The organism is Enterocloster bolteae (assembly GCF_002234575.2).
In the GTDB taxonomy this organism is placed as follows: domain Bacteria; phylum Bacillota; class Clostridia; order Lachnospirales; family Lachnospiraceae; genus Enterocloster; species Enterocloster bolteae.
The window spans coordinates 2,570,059-2,587,719 of the sequence record NZ_CP022464.2 but is presented as its reverse complement, the minus strand read 5'-3'; the positions used below and the strand labels follow the sequence as shown (position 1 = coordinate 2,587,719).

Sequence of the window (17,661 nt, the reverse complement as noted above, 5' to 3'; positions counted from 1 at the left end):
TCTTAATTCTGTTCTTTCTCCGCCTGTTCCCTCTCCGGCGGTTCTTTCTCCGGCGGTTCTTTCTCCGGCTGTCCTTTCTCCGCCTGCTCCTTCTGGTCCTTTGCGCCCTTCTTTCCTCCCATGGGCTTGCCGCGGAATGGAGAGAAACGCCTTGGGGATCGGTTCCCGCCCCGCAGCTTTCGGCTCAGTCTTCTGACAATAAGGACAACCGCCCCAATGATAACAGCCAGTACGAACAGGATGGGACTGTTGACGGCAAGCCATACAATCAGGTCAGTTACGGCCTCCCCAAGGTTATTCAGACTGCGGTTAAAGCCCTTCTGAATCCTGGTTCCAATGCTGTCCGGCGCAGTGGGGGTAAGGTCCTTTACCTCCCTCATATAGATGGATACAGTGCTGTAATGCACCTGATTGTCATAGAGGCGCAGCTGGGATGTGTAGGACTCCAGCTCATAGCGGATCTCTGAGAGCCGGGCCTCCAGAGCCACCACCGCATCCAGGGACTCCGCTTTTTCCAGCAAGGCCCAAAGCCGTTCCTGCTCTATCTCCAGCGATTTCTTGCGGCTCTCCGTATCCGAATACTGCAGGGTCACATCCGTCACCTGCTCCTGCTTGCTGGTCACATTTCCCGCGCTCTCCACCGTCTCTACAAAGCGGTCCAGCCGGTCGGCCGGAATCCTGGCCCTGATGTCCGCATGGCGCTGCTGGCTGCCGCCATAGGAATCGACGCTGACTCCCGACACATCAGAGGATTCCACATAACCGCCCAGCTCCCCTACCTGATCTGTAATCTGGGAGAGGACACCGTCAAAGTCCCTGGCCTCCACGTTCATACTCACATCCCGTATCAGCTTCCTGCCTGCTTCCCCCGGACTTCCGATGTCCGGCGAGGGTGACAGACCGCTTCCGCTCTCAGCCTTTAACCCATTCAGGTCTTCTCCCGCAGGGGCCATGGTTATCGCTGCTTCCCTCACATCCATAGCATATCCTGCAGCCATGGTCTCAGCCGTGGCTGCCGTATTGGACAGCTTGCTGCCGCAGGCAGACAGAGAGAGCAGTGCCAGAAGAACCAGCGTCATTGCCAGCGTCCATGTACGCTTCTTTTTCCATTTTTTCATAACCCATCCTCCTTTATGGTTTCATGGTATCATGAAAAAAACAGCCTTTCAATGGACGTAAATGAGACTTAAGAAACAGTATAAAATATTAAGAAATGTCAGCTCCAGGGAAAGTCATTGGGCACCTGGACTGTATGAAAAGGAGAACCGGACATCCGGTTCTCCCTCTATCATGCTGTCCTCCTGCCGCGGGGCAGAAAGATGATTTTTATGATTATAACTGAGGACCAGCGGAAACCAGTGCCTTTCCAGCCTCGTTGCCCTCATATTTTGCAAAGTTCTTGACAAAACGCTGTGCCAGATCTTTTGCCTTTTCCTCCCACTGTGATACCTCTGCGTATGTATCGCGGGGATCCAGAATCTTAGGATCTACGCCTGGAAGCTCGGTAGGAATCTCAAAGTTGAAGAATGGAAGCTGCTTGGTTGGAGCCTTTGCAATGGAGCCGTCAAGAATCGCATCAATGATACCGCGGGTATCGCGGATAGAGATACGCTTGCCTGTTCCATTCCAGCCGGTGTTAACCAGGTATGCCTTTGCGCCGCTCTTCTCCATTCTCTTAACAAGCTCCTCTGCATACTTGGTTGGATGCAGTTCCAGGAATGCCTGTCCGAAGCAGGCTGAGAATGTAGGTGTGGGCTCTGTGATGCCACGCTCTGTACCGGCAAGCTTTGCTGTAAATCCGGACAGGAAATAGTACTGTGTCTGCTCCGGAGTCAGAACGGATACTGGAGGCAGTACGCCGAACGCATCTGCTGACAGGAAAATAACATCCTTTGCAGCAGGAGCAGCTGATACCGGACGAACAATCTTCTCAATATGATCAATCGGATAAGATACACGTGTATTCTCAGTTACGCTCTTGTCATCAAAATCAATCTTGCCGTCAGCATCAAGTGTAACATTCTCCAAAAGAGCATTGCGTCTGATTGCATTGTAGATGTCCGGCTCAGAATCCTTATCCAGGTTAATGACCTTTGCATAGCATCCGCCCTCGAAGTTAAATACGCCGTTGTCATCCCAGCCGTGCTCGTCATCACCGATAAGAAGACGCTTGGGGTCTGTTGAAAGAGTGGTTTTTCCTGTTCCGGAAAGTCCGAAGAAGATTGCGGTGTTCTCACCGTTCATATCTGTGTTGGCAGAACAATGCATGGATGCAATGCCCTTCAGAGGCAGATAATAGTTCATCATTGAGAACATGCCTTTTTTCATCTCTCCGCCGTACCATGTGTTCACGATTACCTGCTCGCGGCTGGTAATATTGAACATAGCGGCTGTCTCGGAGTTCAGGCCTAACTCCTTGTAATTTTCCACCTTTGCCTTGGAAGCATTATATACAACGAAATCCGGCTTAAAGTTCTCCAGTTCCTCTGCGCTTGGCTGGATAAACATGTTTTTTACGAAATGAGCCTGCCACGCAACCTCAACAATGAAGCGGATTGCCATGCGGGTATCCTTGTTTGCTCCACAGAATGCGTCTACAACAAACAGTCTCTTGTTAGAAAGTTCTTCCAGGGCAATCTTCTTTACTGTATCCCATGCTTCCTGGCTGGCCGGATGATTGTCATTCTTGTACTCGTCCGTTGTCCACCATACAGTGTCCTTTGAGTTCTCATCCATGACAATGAACTTGTCCTTAGGGGAACGACCTGTGTAAATACCAGTCATGACATTCACTGCACCAAGTTCGCTTACCTGGCCTTTTTCATACCCCTCCAGAGTTGGTTTAGTCTCTTCTTCAAATAACATCTCATAGGAAGGATTATAAACAATTTCTGTGGTTCCGGTAATACCATACTGACTCAAATCTACATTTGCCATCATTCATTTACCTCTCTTTCATTTTATCGAAATCCTTTTCATTATCTCATTTTGTGAATTAAAAGTCAATATTTCAATTAACAAAATATTAGCAATGAAATATCAGCAAACATGAGGTAGTCTCCAGGGGCATAAAAAAGGACCGGCCCGCTGATACCGGATACAGCGGGCCGGCCTTTTTTCCTGCGCTTTCTTAAAATCACGCTTCAATCACGTTTTATTACGCATTTAATATATTTTTTAATCCTCTTTGATTTTTACAATCACCTTTTTAATCGGTGCCGGCTCTCCGTTGGCAGCCTTTGGCTTATGGGCATCCCATGGGTTAAAAATCAGATACTGTCCGGCTCCGGTCACAACCCTAAGTCCGGGGGTGGTGTTCTCAAAGAATACCACATCCTTATCCGGATTATATGGAACCTTTACAGTCATCTCATGTACCGGCGCGTAGCTCATAATCTCGCTGCCCTCAATCACGTACTGGATATCGGTGTAATGCTCATGTGCCTCATATTTAGCCTCCTCCCACGGGATGGTGGTGTAGGCTGTTACATTGGCATACACGTTTTTGCCGTCAATCTCATACTTTCCCGGCTCCAATGCCTCAAGGTCCGTATTCTGAAGGAAATCCACGGCCTTGGCATATCTGCCTTCAATCCCTAAATTCCTGTAAAAGTCCAGGTTCTTCTTCTCATCAAAAATCATATTCCATTCTCCTTTGTGGCATTTCGATTTTCCAATTCCTAGTATACACCTAAAGCCGCAGGAAACTCAATCCTTTTTTATCTGATTATCGGAAGAACTCATGTCCGTCATGGGCAAAAAGGTAGGTCAGCCGCCTGTCGAACCAGGAGGCAGCACTGCCGGATGCCCTTCTGTTCATAAAATACAGGGCTCCGTTGGAATAATCTTCACCGGCCAGGGCACGGTCCACGCATTCAATGGTTTCCGCTGTGACCTTTACCGTGTTGATGGTGCCGTTGGATACCGGCTGAAACTGGGATGGCTGGTATACAACTGCCTTTACGCTGTCCGGGAATTTTCCCGACAGGACACGGTTAATGATCACATCCGCAACCAGTATCTTTCCCTTGGGGTCGCAGATTCCCGCCTCCGCCTGGACAATGCGCAGGAGTACCTGGTAATCTTCATCCGTATATTTAATCCTTCTGGCTGCCCGGCGCTCTTCCTCCGCCTTTTTCCTGGCCTCCTCTTCCTGTCTCTCCTTTAATATCTGTTTCTGAAGTGTCTCAATCTGGGTCTGTGCAGCTGCCTGCTTTCTCTGTTTCTCTCGGACGTCCGCTTCCAGCAGCGCACCGGCCAGATGCTGGCCTTCACTGTCTGTGTTTAAATGTCCGAATTGTACTTTTGCTTCAGTAACCAGACCGCTTCCTTCGTTTTCCTCCTCCGCCATGTCAATGGCGTCACTTTCCTCCGTCATGGGCGCTGCCAGGGCGTTTCTTCCCCCGCCGCCAAACCCATTGGCTGAAAATGCTATGATGGCCACTACCATCATACCCGCCATCACCACCGATGAGGAACGGTACATCTGCTTTGTCACTTTCACAGTCAGTGACTTAACAAAGAGAACTACCGAACGAAGGAATGAATGTAATGTAAGCATACATACTCCTCTTTCCTGGCCCCGCACAACTCTGTACAGGTACCATTCTCAAAATTTTATGCAGTGGGTATCTCCCACTTTGTGCATGTTTTTCCGGGATGTATGGCTAATTATATGGGATTTGACTTTTCGCGTCAATGGAGATTTAATAATTTTGTTACATTTTTTCTTACTTTTGAAACATTTGTAATATTTTTTATATATTTACTATGGTTTTCCAGGTGTCTGCACCTTTATTTTGTGCATTTCGCCAGCCATATCTTTACATTTATGTTACAGTATTATTAATTTTTAAACATGTTACATGATTTCCTATTTTTGTAATTTATATTATGTAAATCTTTTTATACCTTAATTATTCATTTTTTACATTTTATATCCATCTTTGGATTTTACATTTATTGTCGAAATTTGACAGTCATCCCCCACTTTAACAAAAAAATGGCATTTTGCACCTCATTCTCTTTCACGAAGTTCCGTCAAAATAGCCAAAGTAGGCAAAAATAAGAAATACCCTTTGACAATCCCCTTGTACTTTGATACATTAAAGTTCAGAAGTTTTAATTATTAAAGTGTATGCGGAGGATATTCAAATGACTGTTAAACTGCTGATGCTGGTTATCTTTTTTGCCATCATGCTGGGAGTGGGATTCTATTCCCGTCGCCATGCCACCAATGTCAATGACTTTGTTCTGGGAGGAAGGGGCGTGGGGCCCTGGCTCACCGCCTTTGCCTATGGCACCTCCTACTTTTCCGCTGTGGTATTTATCGGTTATGCCGGTCAGTTCGGATGGAAATACGGCCTGGCCTCCACCTGGATTGGCATTGGCAATGCCCTGATCGGCAGCCTGCTGGCCTGGGTCATCCTGGGGCGGCGGACCAGGGTCATGAGCAAGCATCTCTCCTCGGCCACCATGCCGGAATTCTTCGGCAGCCGGTTCCACAGCCAGGGCATGAAGATTGTTGCCTCCCTGATTATATTTGTCTTTCTCATACCCTACACAGCCTCTGTCTACAATGGTCTGTCCCGGTTATTCGGCATGGCCTTTGATATTCCCTACAGTGTCTGTGTCATGGGCATGGCTATCCTGACAGCGGTCTATGTCATCCTGGGCGGTTATATGGCCACGGCCATCAATGATTTCATCCAGGGCATCATCATGCTGGCCGGCATCGCCGCCATCATCCTCAGCGTTTTAAGCGGCCAGGGAGGATTTACGGCTGCTGTGGGCAGACTGGCGCAGATTCCCAGCGAGGTCCCGGTTACCCTGGGCCAGCCCGGAGCCTACACCTCCTTCTTCGGACCGGATCCCCTGAACCTGCTGGGCGTGGTGATTCTCACCTCCCTTGGAACCTGGGGCCTGCCCCAGATGATTCACAAATTCTATACCATCCGAAGCGAAAAAGCCATTGCCACAGGCACCGTGATTTCCACCCTGTTTGCCATTGTCATCTCCGGGGGCAGCTATTTCCTGGGCGGCTTCGGCCGGCTCTTTGACAGCCCTGCCATTTATAATGGAAATGGATCCGTGGCTTATGATACCATCATACCGGCCATGCTGTCCGGACTTCCGGACCTGCTGATTGGAATTGTTGTCATGCTGGTGCTGTCCGCATCCATGTCCACCCTTTCCTCCCTGGTGCTCACCTCCAGCTCCACCCTGACCCTGGATTTTATCAAAGGCAGTCTTGTGAAGAACATGAAGGATAAAACCCAGCTGGTGCTGATGCAGTGCCTGATTGTGGCCTTTATCGTCATAAGCGTTGTCCTGGCCCTGGATCCGCCTGACTTCATTGCCCAGCTCATGGGTATCTCCTGGGGCGCGCTGGCCGGAGCCTTTCTGGCTCCCTTCCTCTACGGCCTGTACTGGAAAAGAACCACGCCCGCGGCTGTGTGGGCCAGCTTTGCCACCGGCATCGGTATCACGGTTTCAAATATGTTCCTGCACTATATTGCGTCCCCCATCAATGCAGGTGCTGTCTCCATGATTGTGGGACTCATTATCGTTCCTCTGGTATCCCTCCTGACGCCAAGGATGGACTCCAGGGACATAAACGCCATCTTTTCCTGCTACGATAATCTGGTGGAGGCCACCACTAAGAAGGTCCTGCCCGACGACCAGTCCTTTGATTCACCGGCTTTTAAAAAGAGAAAGAAAAAATAACATACAAATGCAGCAAAAAAGCTGTTCCTTCCGCGGTTCATCACCCGGAAGGGACAGCTTTTTATTTCATTCCGATATTTTTATCTCGCCTAAACAATAACCTTGACAGGACATTTTTCTGCGCACTTGCCGCAGTTGGTACACTTCTCGTAGTCAATGACAGCCAGATTGTTCTCCATATGGATGGCATCAAACTCACACTGCTTTGTACACAGGGTACATCCGATACAGCCGGCCGCACAGACAGCTTTTACATCTTTGCCTTTGTCGTGGGAGCTGCACTGTACCAGATGCTCTGCCTTATACGGCACCAGCTCAATCAGGTGGTTCGGACAGGATGCCACACACTTGCCGCAGGCAACACATTTTTCCTTATCTACCACTGCCACGCCGTCCACTACATGGATGGCGTCAAAGGCACATGCCCTGACACAGGAGCCGTAGCCCATACATCCGTATGCGCAGGCCTTCTCGCCGGCGCCCGGGACAACAGATACCTTCTTACAGTCATCCACACCGTAATAGTTGTACTGTACGGCGGTTTTGTCACATGAACCTTTACATTTCACGAAGGCCACCTTCTTCTCGGCAGCTCCGCCTGCAACGCCCATGATGGCTCCGATTTTCTCCGCGGTGGAAGCGCCGCCCACAGGACATGCGCCTACATCCGCCTGGCCGGCTGCGATTGCCTTTGCCAGTGCGTCACAGCCCGCATATCCGCAGCCGCCGCAGTTGTTGCCGGGCAGCTCGTTGCGGACCAGGATTTCCTTTTCATCTACTTCAACTTTAAACTTCTCGCTGGCTATGCCTAAGAAGACACCTATCAGAATACCAAGGATACCTACCACGGCTGCCGCTATTATAATACCTGTAACCATTTTCCTTCTCCTCCTTCTAAATTAATCCGGAAAATCCGAAAAATGCGATTGCCATAAGACCCGAGGTAATAAGGACTATCGGTGACCCCTGGAATGAATATGGGACGTCATTATGCTCAATCTTCTCGCGGACACCAGCTAACATGACAATAGCAATGGTAAAACCAACGGAGATACCGATACCGTTTACAACGCTCTGCACGAAGTTATAGGACTTCGTCACATTGGTAAGGGCAACGCCCAGAACCGCACAGTTGGTGGTAATCAGAGGCAGGTATACGCCCAGAGCCTCATACAGTGACGGCATGGATTTCTTTAAGAACATCTCCACGAACTGAACCAGGGCTGCGATAACCAGGATGAATACAATAGTCTGGAGATATTCCAGATGCAGATTCACAAGAATCCCTGTATACACCAGGCTGGTCACAGCGGACGCAATGGTAATAACGAAAATAACCGCTGCACCCATACCGGCTGAAGTCTCAACCTTTTTTGAAACACCGAGGAATGGACAAAGTCCTAAGAACTGGCTCAAAACAACGTTATTAACCAGAGCGGAACCAATGGCAATTAACAATAACTCTTTCATTTATCCACCCTCCTAATTTTCTTTCTTGGAAGTAGCTGCTTTTAACTCTGCTTCCTTCTTTGCTACGGCTTCCTTCTTTGCAGCAAGGGCCTTCTCTTCCGCCTGGCGCTTCCTGGTCTCCAGCACTTCATGGTTGGACATGCAGGAGGAACCCGTGCACTCCATACAGTTGCCGCCGCATGCCAGTCTGGACTGGGGAACGGAACCGTTGGTCGCTGACGGCGCCTTGAACTTGTTCTGAAGGGCGGTCAGCACTGCAAGGACAAAGAACGCGCCGGGAGCCAGAACAAAGATGGCGATGTGGTAATCCTCAGGAATCACTACATTGCCGAAGATTGCGCCGGAACCAAGGATCTCGCGGACAAGGCCGATACATGTAAGGGCAAGGGTAAAGCCCAGGCCCATGCCGATACCGTCAAAGGTGGATACAAGCGGGCCGTTCTTGGATGCGTAGGACTCTGCGCGGCCAAGAATGATACAGTTAACTACAATCAGCGGAATATAGATACCAAGGGCAGAATACAGGCTCGGCACATAGGCCTGAAGCAGCAGCTGCACAACGGTAACCAGGGAAGCCACGATAACGATGTATGCCGGGATACGCACGCGGTCCGGTATAATCTTACGGAGTGCTGATATAATCATATTGGAAAACAGTAAAACCACGGTTGTGGAAAGTCCCATACCAAGGCCGTTGACAGCTGATGTGGTTACGGCCAGGGTCGGACACATACCAAGCATCAGGACGAAGGTAGGGTTTTCTTTCACAATACCGTTATATAAACGTTCAGAACAGTTATTCATATTCCCACCTCCTAATTATTTGATGCAGTTATGCAGGTAATATAAAGCTGCATTCACTGCGTTGGTTGTTGCACTGGAAGTAATGGTGGCACCGCTGATTGCGTTAATCTGGGTGTCGTCCGCATTCCCCATCTTGGTTACACTTAAGGATTCGGCATTCTTGCCTATGAACTGGTCTTTGAATTTAGGCTCCTTGGCCTTAAGTCCCAGACCCGGCGTATCATTGATTTCCAGGAACTCGATTCCTGTAATGGTGCCGTCCTCCTTAATGCCCACGGATACCTTCACAGCGCCGCCATAACTGTCATTGGAAAGGGAAGTGATGACATAGCCCAGCTGGCTGCCGCTGCCGTCTACTGCCTTAAGCACATTCTCCACCTTGACGCCGCCAAAATCCATGCCGGCCAGGTCTGCGTTGCATCCCTCGACCGCGGCTGTAAGGGCATCATCCGGTTCAAATGACTCAGCCTCGTTAAATACTGCCTTGTAAGCCTTGTTGTTGGCAGCAATGGTAGCCTTCTCAATGGGTTCCTTAGTTACCTGGTACACACCGCCAAGCAGGCAGCCCGATACCAGTGTGATGACAAAAAGGATCAGCGCGTCTTTCATAAATCCTGCTTTATTCATAATTACTTGCCCTCCTTTCCAAATGCTTTGGGAAGGGTTACTTTCTCAATCAGCGGAACAAGGATGTTGCTGATGATAATTGCGTAGGACACGCCCTCTGCGGAGCCGCCGAAAATCCTGAACAGTCCTGTGAGCACGCCCAGCAGGATACCAAACACAATCTGGCCCTTTGGCGTGATGGGGCTGGTCACATAGTCGGTTGCCATAAAGAAGGCACCGAAAATCAGGCCGCCGCCGCACAGATGGGCTGCAATGTAATTTAAATCAAATCCATGGCCTCCGAACAGGATGGCAAATACCACAACCGTCAGTATGTAGGTGCCTGGAATCCGGATGGAGATTACCTTCTTTGCCAGAAGATAGGCTGCGCCGATTAAAAGGGCAATCACGGAAACCTCTCCGATGGTGCCCGGGATATTTCCCACAAACATGGCCGGAACATCCACGGTCCCGCCGCTTTTAAGCACTGCCAGGGGGGTCGCGCCGGACACGCCGTCAAACCCGCTGTAGCTGAAATTTGTCATTTTTCCCGCAAAGGAAATCAGCAGGAAGCATCTGGCTGCCAGAGCCGGGTTCATAAAGTTCTGTCCCAGGCCGCCGTAGAGCTGCTTCACCACGATAATGGCAAAGATTCCACCCAGAGCAGGAATCCACACCGGAATCTCCGGAGGCATGTTCAGTGCCAGAATCAGGCCCGTGACCAGGGCACTGCAGTCGCTGATGGTGCTTGGCTTCTTCATCAGCTTCTCATATACATACTCACTTAAAACACAGGCTGCAACCGTAACTATAAGCACCAGCAGCGCATGCATGCCGAAATGATACACACCGAAAGCAGTTGCAGGCAACATGGCAATGGCCACGTCCAGCATGATGCTGTGGGTGGTCTCATGGCTTCTCACATGCGGGGATGATGATACGTTTAATAATTTACTCATGACTTATGTCCCCTCCTACCCTTTCTTCCTGCGGTTAGCCGCAACTGTCTTGCGCATTTCCTTAAATGCCTGAGTCAGAGGCCTCTTGGCCGGACATATGTAGGTGCAGCTTCCGCACTCCATACATTCCATACCGTTCAGCTTCTCGAATGTCTCGCAGTCGTCCCTGAGAGCGGCCTGCATCATCATCACAGGGATGATGTGGCTTGGACATACACTGACGCATTTTCCGCACCGTATGCATGCGGAAGGCTCCATCTCAGCCACCTGGTCCTTTGTGAAGCAGGTCAGGGCGGACGAAGTCTTGCTTACCGGGATATTCAGGTCAAATATGGCCTGGCCCATCATGGGGCCGCCTGACAGAACCTTTTCCGGCTCCGTCTTAAAACCGCCGGCTGCGTCCAACAGCTCCTGGTAATTGGTTCCAAGCTTTACGCTGAAATTTCTGGGGTCTGCCACCGCGTCTCCGGTGACCGTGATGATCTTCCTCATCAGGGGCGTGCTCTTGCACACTGCCATGTAAATGGAAATCACGGTGTCAACATTGTCCACGATGCATCCTGCGTCCGCGGGAAGCATGGACGAGTTGACCTTCCTGCCTGTAACGGCATAAATCAGGGAACGCTCTCCTCCCTGCGGATACTTTGTCATAAGGGGACAGACCGTGATGCGCGGCTCGTCCTTTACCATCTCGGTAAGTTTCTTGATGGCCTCCGGCTTATTGTTCTCAATGCCGATAACACCCTTTGCATTGTCAAACAGCTGAAGGATGACCTTTAAGCCGCCTACAATTTTCTCCGGCTCTTCCAGCATCATCCGGTAGTCGCTGGTGAGGTACGGCTCACACTCTGCGCCGTTGACCAGTATGTACTCGATGGCGTTCTCATCCTTCGGAGTCAGCTTTACATGAGTGGGGAATCCTGCTCCGCCGAGACCCACGATACCGGCTTCCTTCACAATGTTGCGGATTTCCTCTTTAGACAGGCCTGATGGGTCCCTGTCCTCTCCTACGCCCTCAACCGTCTTATATTCTCCATCATTTTCAACCACAATGGAGGGCACCATTGCTCCGTTAGCCATACGCCTTGGTTCAATGGCCTTCACCGTTCCTGAAACAGAAGCAATTACATTTGCAGAGATGAAACCGCCTGCTTCTCCAATCTTCTGGCCTGCCAGTACATGATCGCCCTTTGCTACCAGAGGCTTCGCGGGTGCACCAATGTGCTGTGACATCGGATACACCAGGTCGCCCTTTGGCATCAGGACCTGTACCGGTTTGTTCTCTGACAGCTCTTTCCCCTCATATGGATGGATGCCGCCTATAAAAGTCGCCAAACCCATGGATTCTCTCCCTCTTTTCTTTGTTTTATTCCTTTGTGCGGCCGGACCAGTACCAGCGCCCGGTATGACCGGCAGGGCTGCCTGCCCCCGCCGGAATACACCAATTTAGTATAGCATAAATAAAGATTGTATACAATACAGATTATATATGTTATTTTTTTAATTATATGTTAAATACATGTTAATTTCATGGCAATCATTCCAGTTCTTTCATGCCTGTATACAGTTCGTAGTACCGTCCTTTCATCTCCAGAAGCTCCTCATGGGTTCCCCGCTCAATGATTTCCCCCTGCTCCAGAACCATAATGGCGTTGGCGCTCCGCACCGTAGACAGCCTGTGGGCAATGATGAAGGTGGTTCGGTCCGCCATCAGCCGGTCCATACCGTGCTCAATGTGTTTTTCAGTCCTGGTATCCACGGAGCTGGTGGCCTCGTCCAGTATCAGCACAGGAGCCTTGGATATGGATGCCCTGGCAATATTGAGAAGCTGTCTCTGGCCCTGGCTTAAATTGGCCCCGTCCCCCTCCAGCATGGTGTCATATCCGTGGGGAAGACGCATGATAAAGGAGTGGGCGGATGCTGTTTTTGCCGCCTGAATAACCTCGTCGTCCGTGGCGTCCAGCCTGCCGTAGCGGATATTCTCCCGCACCGTGCCTGTAAAAAGGTGGGTGTCCTGAAGGACCATGGCAATGTTGCTTCGCAGGGCATCCCTTGAAATAGTTCGTATATCCGCCCCGTCAATGGTGATGGAGCCTGACTGGATGTCATAAAACCGGTTCAGCAGATTTGTTATGGTGGTCTTTCCCGCGCCGGTAGATCCTACAAAGGCAATCTTCTGCCCCGGTTTGGCATAGAGGTTTATGTCCCTTAGAATGGTTTTATCCGGATCGTAGCCAAAGGTAACATGATGAAACACCACATGGCCAATCATAGGACTTGGCACTATGCAGTCCCTGGTGTTGGCCGGCTCCGGCTCCTCATCCATCACCGCAAATACACGCTCTGCTCCGGCCAGGGCTGAGAATACATTGCTGACCTGCATGGATATCTCGTTGATGGGACGGCTGAACTGTCTGGAAAAGTTTAAGAACACGGTCAGCCCGCCCACATCAAAGCCCCTGAGCACACAGAGCAGGCCGCCCACACAAGCTGTAAGGGAATAGTTGATCTGGCTCAGGCTGTTCATCACAGGCCCCATGATACCGCCGAAAAACTGGGCCCGAATCTGGTTGTGCCTCAGATCATGGTTTAGTATGCCGAATTCCTCTCTGGCCATATCCTCATGGCAGAATACCTTAACCACCTTCTGTCCGGTAATGGTCTCCTCTATATATCCGTTCACGGCTCCCAGGGATGTCTGCTGGGCGGTAAAGTATTTCTGGCTCCACCCGGCCACAGCTCCTCCCGCCTTCATCATAATGGGAATCATCACCAGGGTGACAAGAGTCAGAATCAGGTTGGTGTACACCATGAGGAACAGGGTGCCGATAATGCTTAATGCTCCGGAAAACAGCTGTACCAGCGTGGAGCTGAGCATCTGCCCGATGGTATCCACATCATTTGTAAAACGGCTCATCAAATCACCGTTGGAGTTGGTATCATAAAACCGGACCGGCAGCTTCTGCATTCTGCCAAACAGGTCATTGCGGATTTTCTGCAGGGCATTTTGGGCCACGGTCAGCATAACCTTTGCCTGGGCATAATTGGCAAGCACCCCCACGGCAAACACAGCCGCCAGCACAGCCAGGGCCCTTGCAAGTCCTGCCGGATCCCCGGGACCTCCTGTTAGCGGGGCAATGAATGTATTGATGATAGGCCGCAGCATATAGGAGCCTGCCAGCGTTGACGCTGTGTTGAGGACAACACAGAAAAATGCCAGCATCATCTTGGATTTATCCTCATTTAAATAATGCAGAAGACGCCTGATGGTGGTGCCTGCGTTCCTGGGCAGCCTTTTGGGGCCCATCGCCATATTCCGCCCCGGCCCATGTCTTCTCCCTCCCATGGGACCCCTGGCCTCAGGAGCACCATGTCTTCCATAGCGCCGTTTCAGGCTTTCCGCTTTCTGTTGTCTCGTCATGATACAGCCGTCTCCTTTCGGTCCCTCTGGGAATAATAAATCTCCTGGTATGCCTTACATTCCTCCATAAGCTGTTCATGGGTCCCCTGGCCGATGAGCCTGCCTTCATCCAGCACTAAAATCCGGTCAGCCTCCTCCACGGATCCGATGCGCTGCGCTATTATGATTTTGGTGGTGTCCTTAAGGCTGGTGTTAAAACACTGCCGTATCCTGGCCTCCGTGGCCGTATCCACAGCACTGGTGCTGTCATCCAGTATCAGGATTTTGGGCCTCTTAAGCAGGGCCCTGGCAATACAGAGTCTCTGCTTCTGGCCCCCCGATACATTGACCCCGCCCTGTCCCATGTCCGTATCATAGCCGTTGGTAAAGGATGTGACAAAGCTGTCTGCCTGGGCGCTCTGTGCCATTTCCCTGATTTCATCCATGGAGGCGTCCTCCTTGCCCCAGCGCAGGTTCTCCTCTATGGTGCCTGAGAAGAGCACATTTTTCTGGAGCACCATGCCCACGCCTTCCCGCAGGTTTTTGAGGGAATATTCCCTGACATCCACCCCGTCCACAAGCACCTGGCCCTTTGTGGCATCGTAGAGCCGCGGTATCATCTGCACCAGGGTGGTCTTGCCGCTTCCCGTGGAGCCGATAATGCCTATTATCTGACCTGGCTCTGCCGTAAAATTTATATCCTCCAGTACCATCTCATCCCGGTTGTCCGTATAGCTGAAGCTCACATGTTTAAACTCCACCTTTCCCTTCAATACAGCCAGGTCCTTCCTGGATGCATCCCGGTCTGTCAGGTCGATCTCCGTGTCCATGACCTCACCCACCCTGCGGATGGATGCCACTGCCCTGGAAAGCTGCAGGAACACCATGGAAAGCATCATAAGCGACATGAGTATCTGCACAATATAAGTGGTAAATGCAGTTAAATCCCCCACCGGCATATCCCCTGCAATTATGATATTGCCCCCGTACCACACCACTGCCAGTGTGGTTATGTTCATGGCAAGGGTCATCACCGGCATGGTGACAATCACGATTTTCATGGCGTCCAGACTGCTGTTCTTTAAATCCTGGTTCATATCCCTGAATTTTTCTTCCTCAAACTCTTCCCGCACAAAAGATTTGATAACCCGTACATTGGTCAGCGCCTCCTGAATGCCGGAGTTTAGCTGGTCCAGCTTTTTCTGCATGGCGGTAAATCTGGGGAATGCTGTCTTTAGTATGACGGCTATGGCGGCTGTCAGCAGGGGGATTACCACCAGGATGACCACGGCCAGTCTGGCATTCATCATGAAGGCCATAATCAGGGCTCCTATGAACATGCCCGGAGCGCGCATGGCCATCCGCAGTCCCATCATAAGCACATTCTGGATCTGCTGAATATCATTGGTCAGACGGGTGACCAGCGAACCTGTGCTGTATGAGTCTATGTTCTTAAATGAAAATTCCTGCACCTTGGAAAAAAGGTCGTCCCTCAGGTCGCTGGTAAAGCTGACTGCTGCTTTCACGGAAAAATAGGCACCACCGATTCCTCCTATAGCCATTATAAGGGTAGCCAGTATCATCAGCCCTCCCACGGACAGGATGTACTGCACGTTTCTCTGAACCACCCCGTTGTTGATAATCATGGACATCAGTTTGGGAAGCATGATTTCCCCCGCCACCTCTGTCAGCATCAGAAGAGGACCAAGGATAAAGGCTCCAAGATATGGTTTTATATACTTTCTGTATCGTTTCACCTATGATTCCTCCCTTTGTGCCCTGTCCGTAAACTCCCGGTCCAGGTTCCCGTATATCCGGTCCAGCAGTTGTCCCAGCACCTTCATATCATTCTCGGAAAATCCTTCAAACATGCGGCTCTCCATTTGCCTGAAAATCTTTACGCTGTCCTCCACCACTTTCCTTCCCTTATCCGTTATGCAAATCTGGTTGCACCGGTTGTCCTCCTGGTCCACCAGGCGCCTGATATAGCCCCCTCTTTCCAGTTTCTTAAGGGAAACAGCGATGGTAGCCCCGGACACGCCATACATCCTCGCCAGTTCTTTCTGGGATACGTTGGGGTTATCCGACACAAACATCAGTATCTGATGCTGGCTTCGGTACACCCCTGTGCCGTCCAGGCGGCGCTCCATCATACTCCGGTGCAGCCTGGCCACCCGGATGTACTTCTCTACGAGACAGTGCTCCGGGGATTGAACAAAACAGCTGCGTGATGCTTTGTCCATGTAGATTGCCTCCTTTCCGTATATCTGACTGATTAACCATTAGCCTGCATATAATTAGCTAGTTAATTATACCAAAGTATAACAGAATGGGGGATTTGTGACAAGCATTATTTTTTCTGAAAACCAGCGGGGAAATCCGGTGAAAATCATTACAAAAAATGCTAAAATCAGCCTGGATTTACATGTTCCGATCTGCTATACTTAATTACACCCTGTTTCCAGACGAAACACAAACCGCGATTCGGCACACTGACACAGCACACTGTTTTTAGGAGGTGACAGCTTGACTGATTCTGATAAACTTGATGTCATATTGACTGAAATAATTGATATGAAAACTGATATTCGGGATATGAAAACCGATATACAAGGCGTAAAGACCGAAATGCAGGGCATGAAATCCGACATCCTAGGCGTAAAAACCGAAATGCAGGGCATGAAATCCGACATCTTAGGCGTAAAAGCCGAAATGCAGGGCATGAAATCTGATATACAAAATATACAGTCTGACATAAAATCCCTGAACACCCGCATGGACAGTCTGGAATTCCAGATTAAATCCACTGAGCGTGTATTAAGAAACCAAATCACGAAGTCCGAAACCCTGATTCTCGGTGAAGTGGAACGGGTTCATTTAATACTGGACCAGCACATTCATAATCAGACCATGCATACCGCATTGGCATAGCCGTACATAAAGCCATACTCAAAAAGCCCGGCACACCATAGTGCCGGGCGGGCCCCAGTCTTAAGTCAGTCCATCCTGATTTCATGTATTAATTCCATGTATTGATTTCATGCACTAACCTTCACGTATCAGCCATTTTCCTACCGTATAAAATTCGTTCGTTTCTTTTCCTCTGTCTCAGGCAGCGTAATTCCGGCAGCTTTTCCGGCCTCAATGGATTTGAGCATCCAGGCCATGTTCCTGCCCAATACACGCATAATCTGCATGCCTTCTTCATCCTTTTTTACATCCTCTGGACATTGCCCGTGCACCATATTCCAGTACTGGGAGGACACTACCGGCATCTGCGTAATCATAAAATATTTGTTCAGCTGGTCCAGGGTGGCAGTTGTTCCGGCCCTTCTGGCAGAAGCAACGGCTGCTCCCGGCTTATGGGCAGCAGCACTGCTTCCGGAATAGAAGAAACGGTCCAGGAAGGAGGTGATAGCCCCGCCGGCCGAAGCATAGTGTACCGGTGAACCCACAATCAGCCCATCGCTCTGCCTCATCTTCTCCACTGCTTCGTTGACCTTGTCGTCACTGTAAATGCATTTTCCAAGCTTACCGCATGCGCCGCAGCCCATGCATCCATGGACAGTCCCGCCGCCCACATGCATAATCTCTGTTTCAATGCCGGCCTGGTTGAGCTCTCCTGCCACCTCTGCAAGGGCTGTGTAGGTACACCCCTTCTCATGGGGACTTCCGTTTAACATTAATACTTTCATT

16 protein-coding genes are annotated in these 17,661 nt (G+C 50.3%); 2 read left to right on the top strand and 14 right to left on the bottom strand.

Annotation, left to right across the window (positions count from 1 at the left end; translation table 11 throughout):
* Window positions 1–2: 2 nt before the first annotated feature.
* From CGC65_RS12115 to CGC65_RS12100, 4 genes are all read right to left on the bottom strand, one after another.
* Window positions 3–1,118: a DUF4349 domain-containing protein gene (locus CGC65_RS12115; RefSeq protein WP_002567140.1), complete on the bottom strand. Its 1,116-nt coding sequence runs from the start codon at window positions 1,116–1,118 to the stop codon at window positions 3–5.
* 214 nt (window positions 1,119–1,332) lie between these two features.
* Window positions 1,333–2,937, bottom strand: a complete 1,605-nt coding sequence (pckA, locus tag CGC65_RS12110; protein WP_038282016.1) for a phosphoenolpyruvate carboxykinase (ATP) — start codon at window positions 2,935–2,937, stop codon at window positions 1,333–1,335.
* A 240-nt stretch (window positions 2,938–3,177) separates the two neighbouring features.
* Complete coding sequence (locus tag CGC65_RS12105; protein WP_002567138.1) at window positions 3,178–3,642, bottom strand: NanQ anomerase/TabA/YiaL family protein; 465 nt, start codon at window positions 3,640–3,642, stop codon at window positions 3,178–3,180.
* Window positions 3,643–3,727: 85 nt separating this feature from the next.
* Window positions 3,728–4,561 (bottom strand): cell wall hydrolase, encoded by an 834-nt coding sequence (locus CGC65_RS12100; RefSeq protein WP_002567137.1) that lies wholly within the window; start codon window positions 4,559–4,561, stop codon window positions 3,728–3,730.
* A 593-nt stretch (window positions 4,562–5,154) separates the two neighbouring features.
* Here CGC65_RS12100 and CGC65_RS12095 point away from each other — a divergent pair.
* The gene (locus CGC65_RS12095) at window positions 5,155–6,726 is read left to right on the top strand and encodes a sodium:solute symporter family transporter (protein WP_002567136.1); all 1,572 of its coding nucleotides are present in this window, start codon (window positions 5,155–5,157) and stop codon (window positions 6,724–6,726) included.
* An 89-nt stretch (window positions 6,727–6,815) separates the two neighbouring features.
* Here the strand turns inward: CGC65_RS12095 and CGC65_RS12090 are convergent, their stop codons facing one another.
* The 9 genes from CGC65_RS12090 to CGC65_RS12050 form a co-directional block, all read right to left on the bottom strand.
* Window positions 6,816–7,604 (bottom strand): RnfABCDGE type electron transport complex subunit B, encoded by a 789-nt coding sequence (locus CGC65_RS12090; protein ID WP_002567135.1) that lies wholly within the window; start codon window positions 7,602–7,604, stop codon window positions 6,816–6,818.
* A 16-nt stretch (window positions 7,605–7,620) separates the two neighbouring features.
* Window positions 7,621–8,196: an electron transport complex subunit RsxA gene (gene rsxA, locus CGC65_RS12085; protein ID WP_002567134.1), complete on the bottom strand. Its 576-nt coding sequence runs from the start codon at window positions 8,194–8,196 to the stop codon at window positions 7,621–7,623.
* Between the two features lie 12 nt (window positions 8,197–8,208).
* Window positions 8,209–9,000, bottom strand: coding sequence for an electron transport complex subunit RsxE (rsxE, locus tag CGC65_RS12080; protein ID WP_002567133.1), 792 nt, complete (start codon window positions 8,998–9,000; stop codon window positions 8,209–8,211).
* Window positions 9,001–9,015: 15 nt separating this feature from the next.
* Window positions 9,016–9,627 carry an RnfABCDGE type electron transport complex subunit G gene (locus tag CGC65_RS12075; protein WP_002567132.1) on the bottom strand — a complete coding sequence of 204 codons (612 nt, stop codon included), beginning with the start codon at window positions 9,625–9,627 and terminating at the stop codon, window positions 9,016–9,018.
* Between the two features lie 2 nt (window positions 9,628–9,629).
* Window positions 9,630–10,565 carry an RnfABCDGE type electron transport complex subunit D gene (locus CGC65_RS12070; RefSeq protein ID WP_002567131.1) on the bottom strand — a complete coding sequence of 312 codons (936 nt, stop codon included), beginning with the start codon at window positions 10,563–10,565 and terminating at the stop codon, window positions 9,630–9,632.
* Between the two features lie 15 nt (window positions 10,566–10,580).
* On the bottom strand, window positions 10,581–11,906 hold the full coding sequence (gene rsxC, locus CGC65_RS12065; protein ID WP_002567130.1) for an electron transport complex subunit RsxC: 1,326 nt from the start codon (window positions 11,904–11,906) through the stop codon (window positions 10,581–10,583).
* 196 nt (window positions 11,907–12,102) lie between these two features.
* Complete coding sequence (locus CGC65_RS12060; protein WP_002567129.1) at window positions 12,103–13,986, bottom strand: ABC transporter ATP-binding protein; 1,884 nt, start codon at window positions 13,984–13,986, stop codon at window positions 12,103–12,105.
* Window positions 13,983–15,722, bottom strand: coding sequence for an ABC transporter ATP-binding protein (locus tag CGC65_RS12055; protein WP_002567128.1), 1,740 nt, complete (start codon window positions 15,720–15,722; stop codon window positions 13,983–13,985). Before CGC65_RS12055 ends, CGC65_RS12060 begins: the two co-directional genes overlap by 4 nt.
* Window positions 15,723–16,208 (bottom strand): MarR family winged helix-turn-helix transcriptional regulator, encoded by a 486-nt coding sequence (locus tag CGC65_RS12050; RefSeq protein ID WP_002567127.1) that lies wholly within the window; start codon window positions 16,206–16,208, stop codon window positions 15,723–15,725.
* Between the two features lie 283 nt (window positions 16,209–16,491).
* Between CGC65_RS12050 and CGC65_RS12045 the strand changes: the two genes are divergently transcribed.
* Complete coding sequence (locus tag CGC65_RS12045; RefSeq protein WP_002567126.1) at window positions 16,492–16,896, top strand: hypothetical protein; 405 nt, start codon at window positions 16,492–16,494, stop codon at window positions 16,894–16,896.
* A gap of 140 nt (window positions 16,897–17,036) precedes the next feature.
* Here the strand turns inward: CGC65_RS12045 and CGC65_RS12040 are convergent, their stop codons facing one another.
* Window positions 17,037–17,660, bottom strand: coding sequence for a flavodoxin family protein (locus CGC65_RS12040; protein WP_002567125.1), 624 nt, complete (start codon window positions 17,658–17,660; stop codon window positions 17,037–17,039).
* Window position 17,661: the final 1 nt, after the last annotated feature.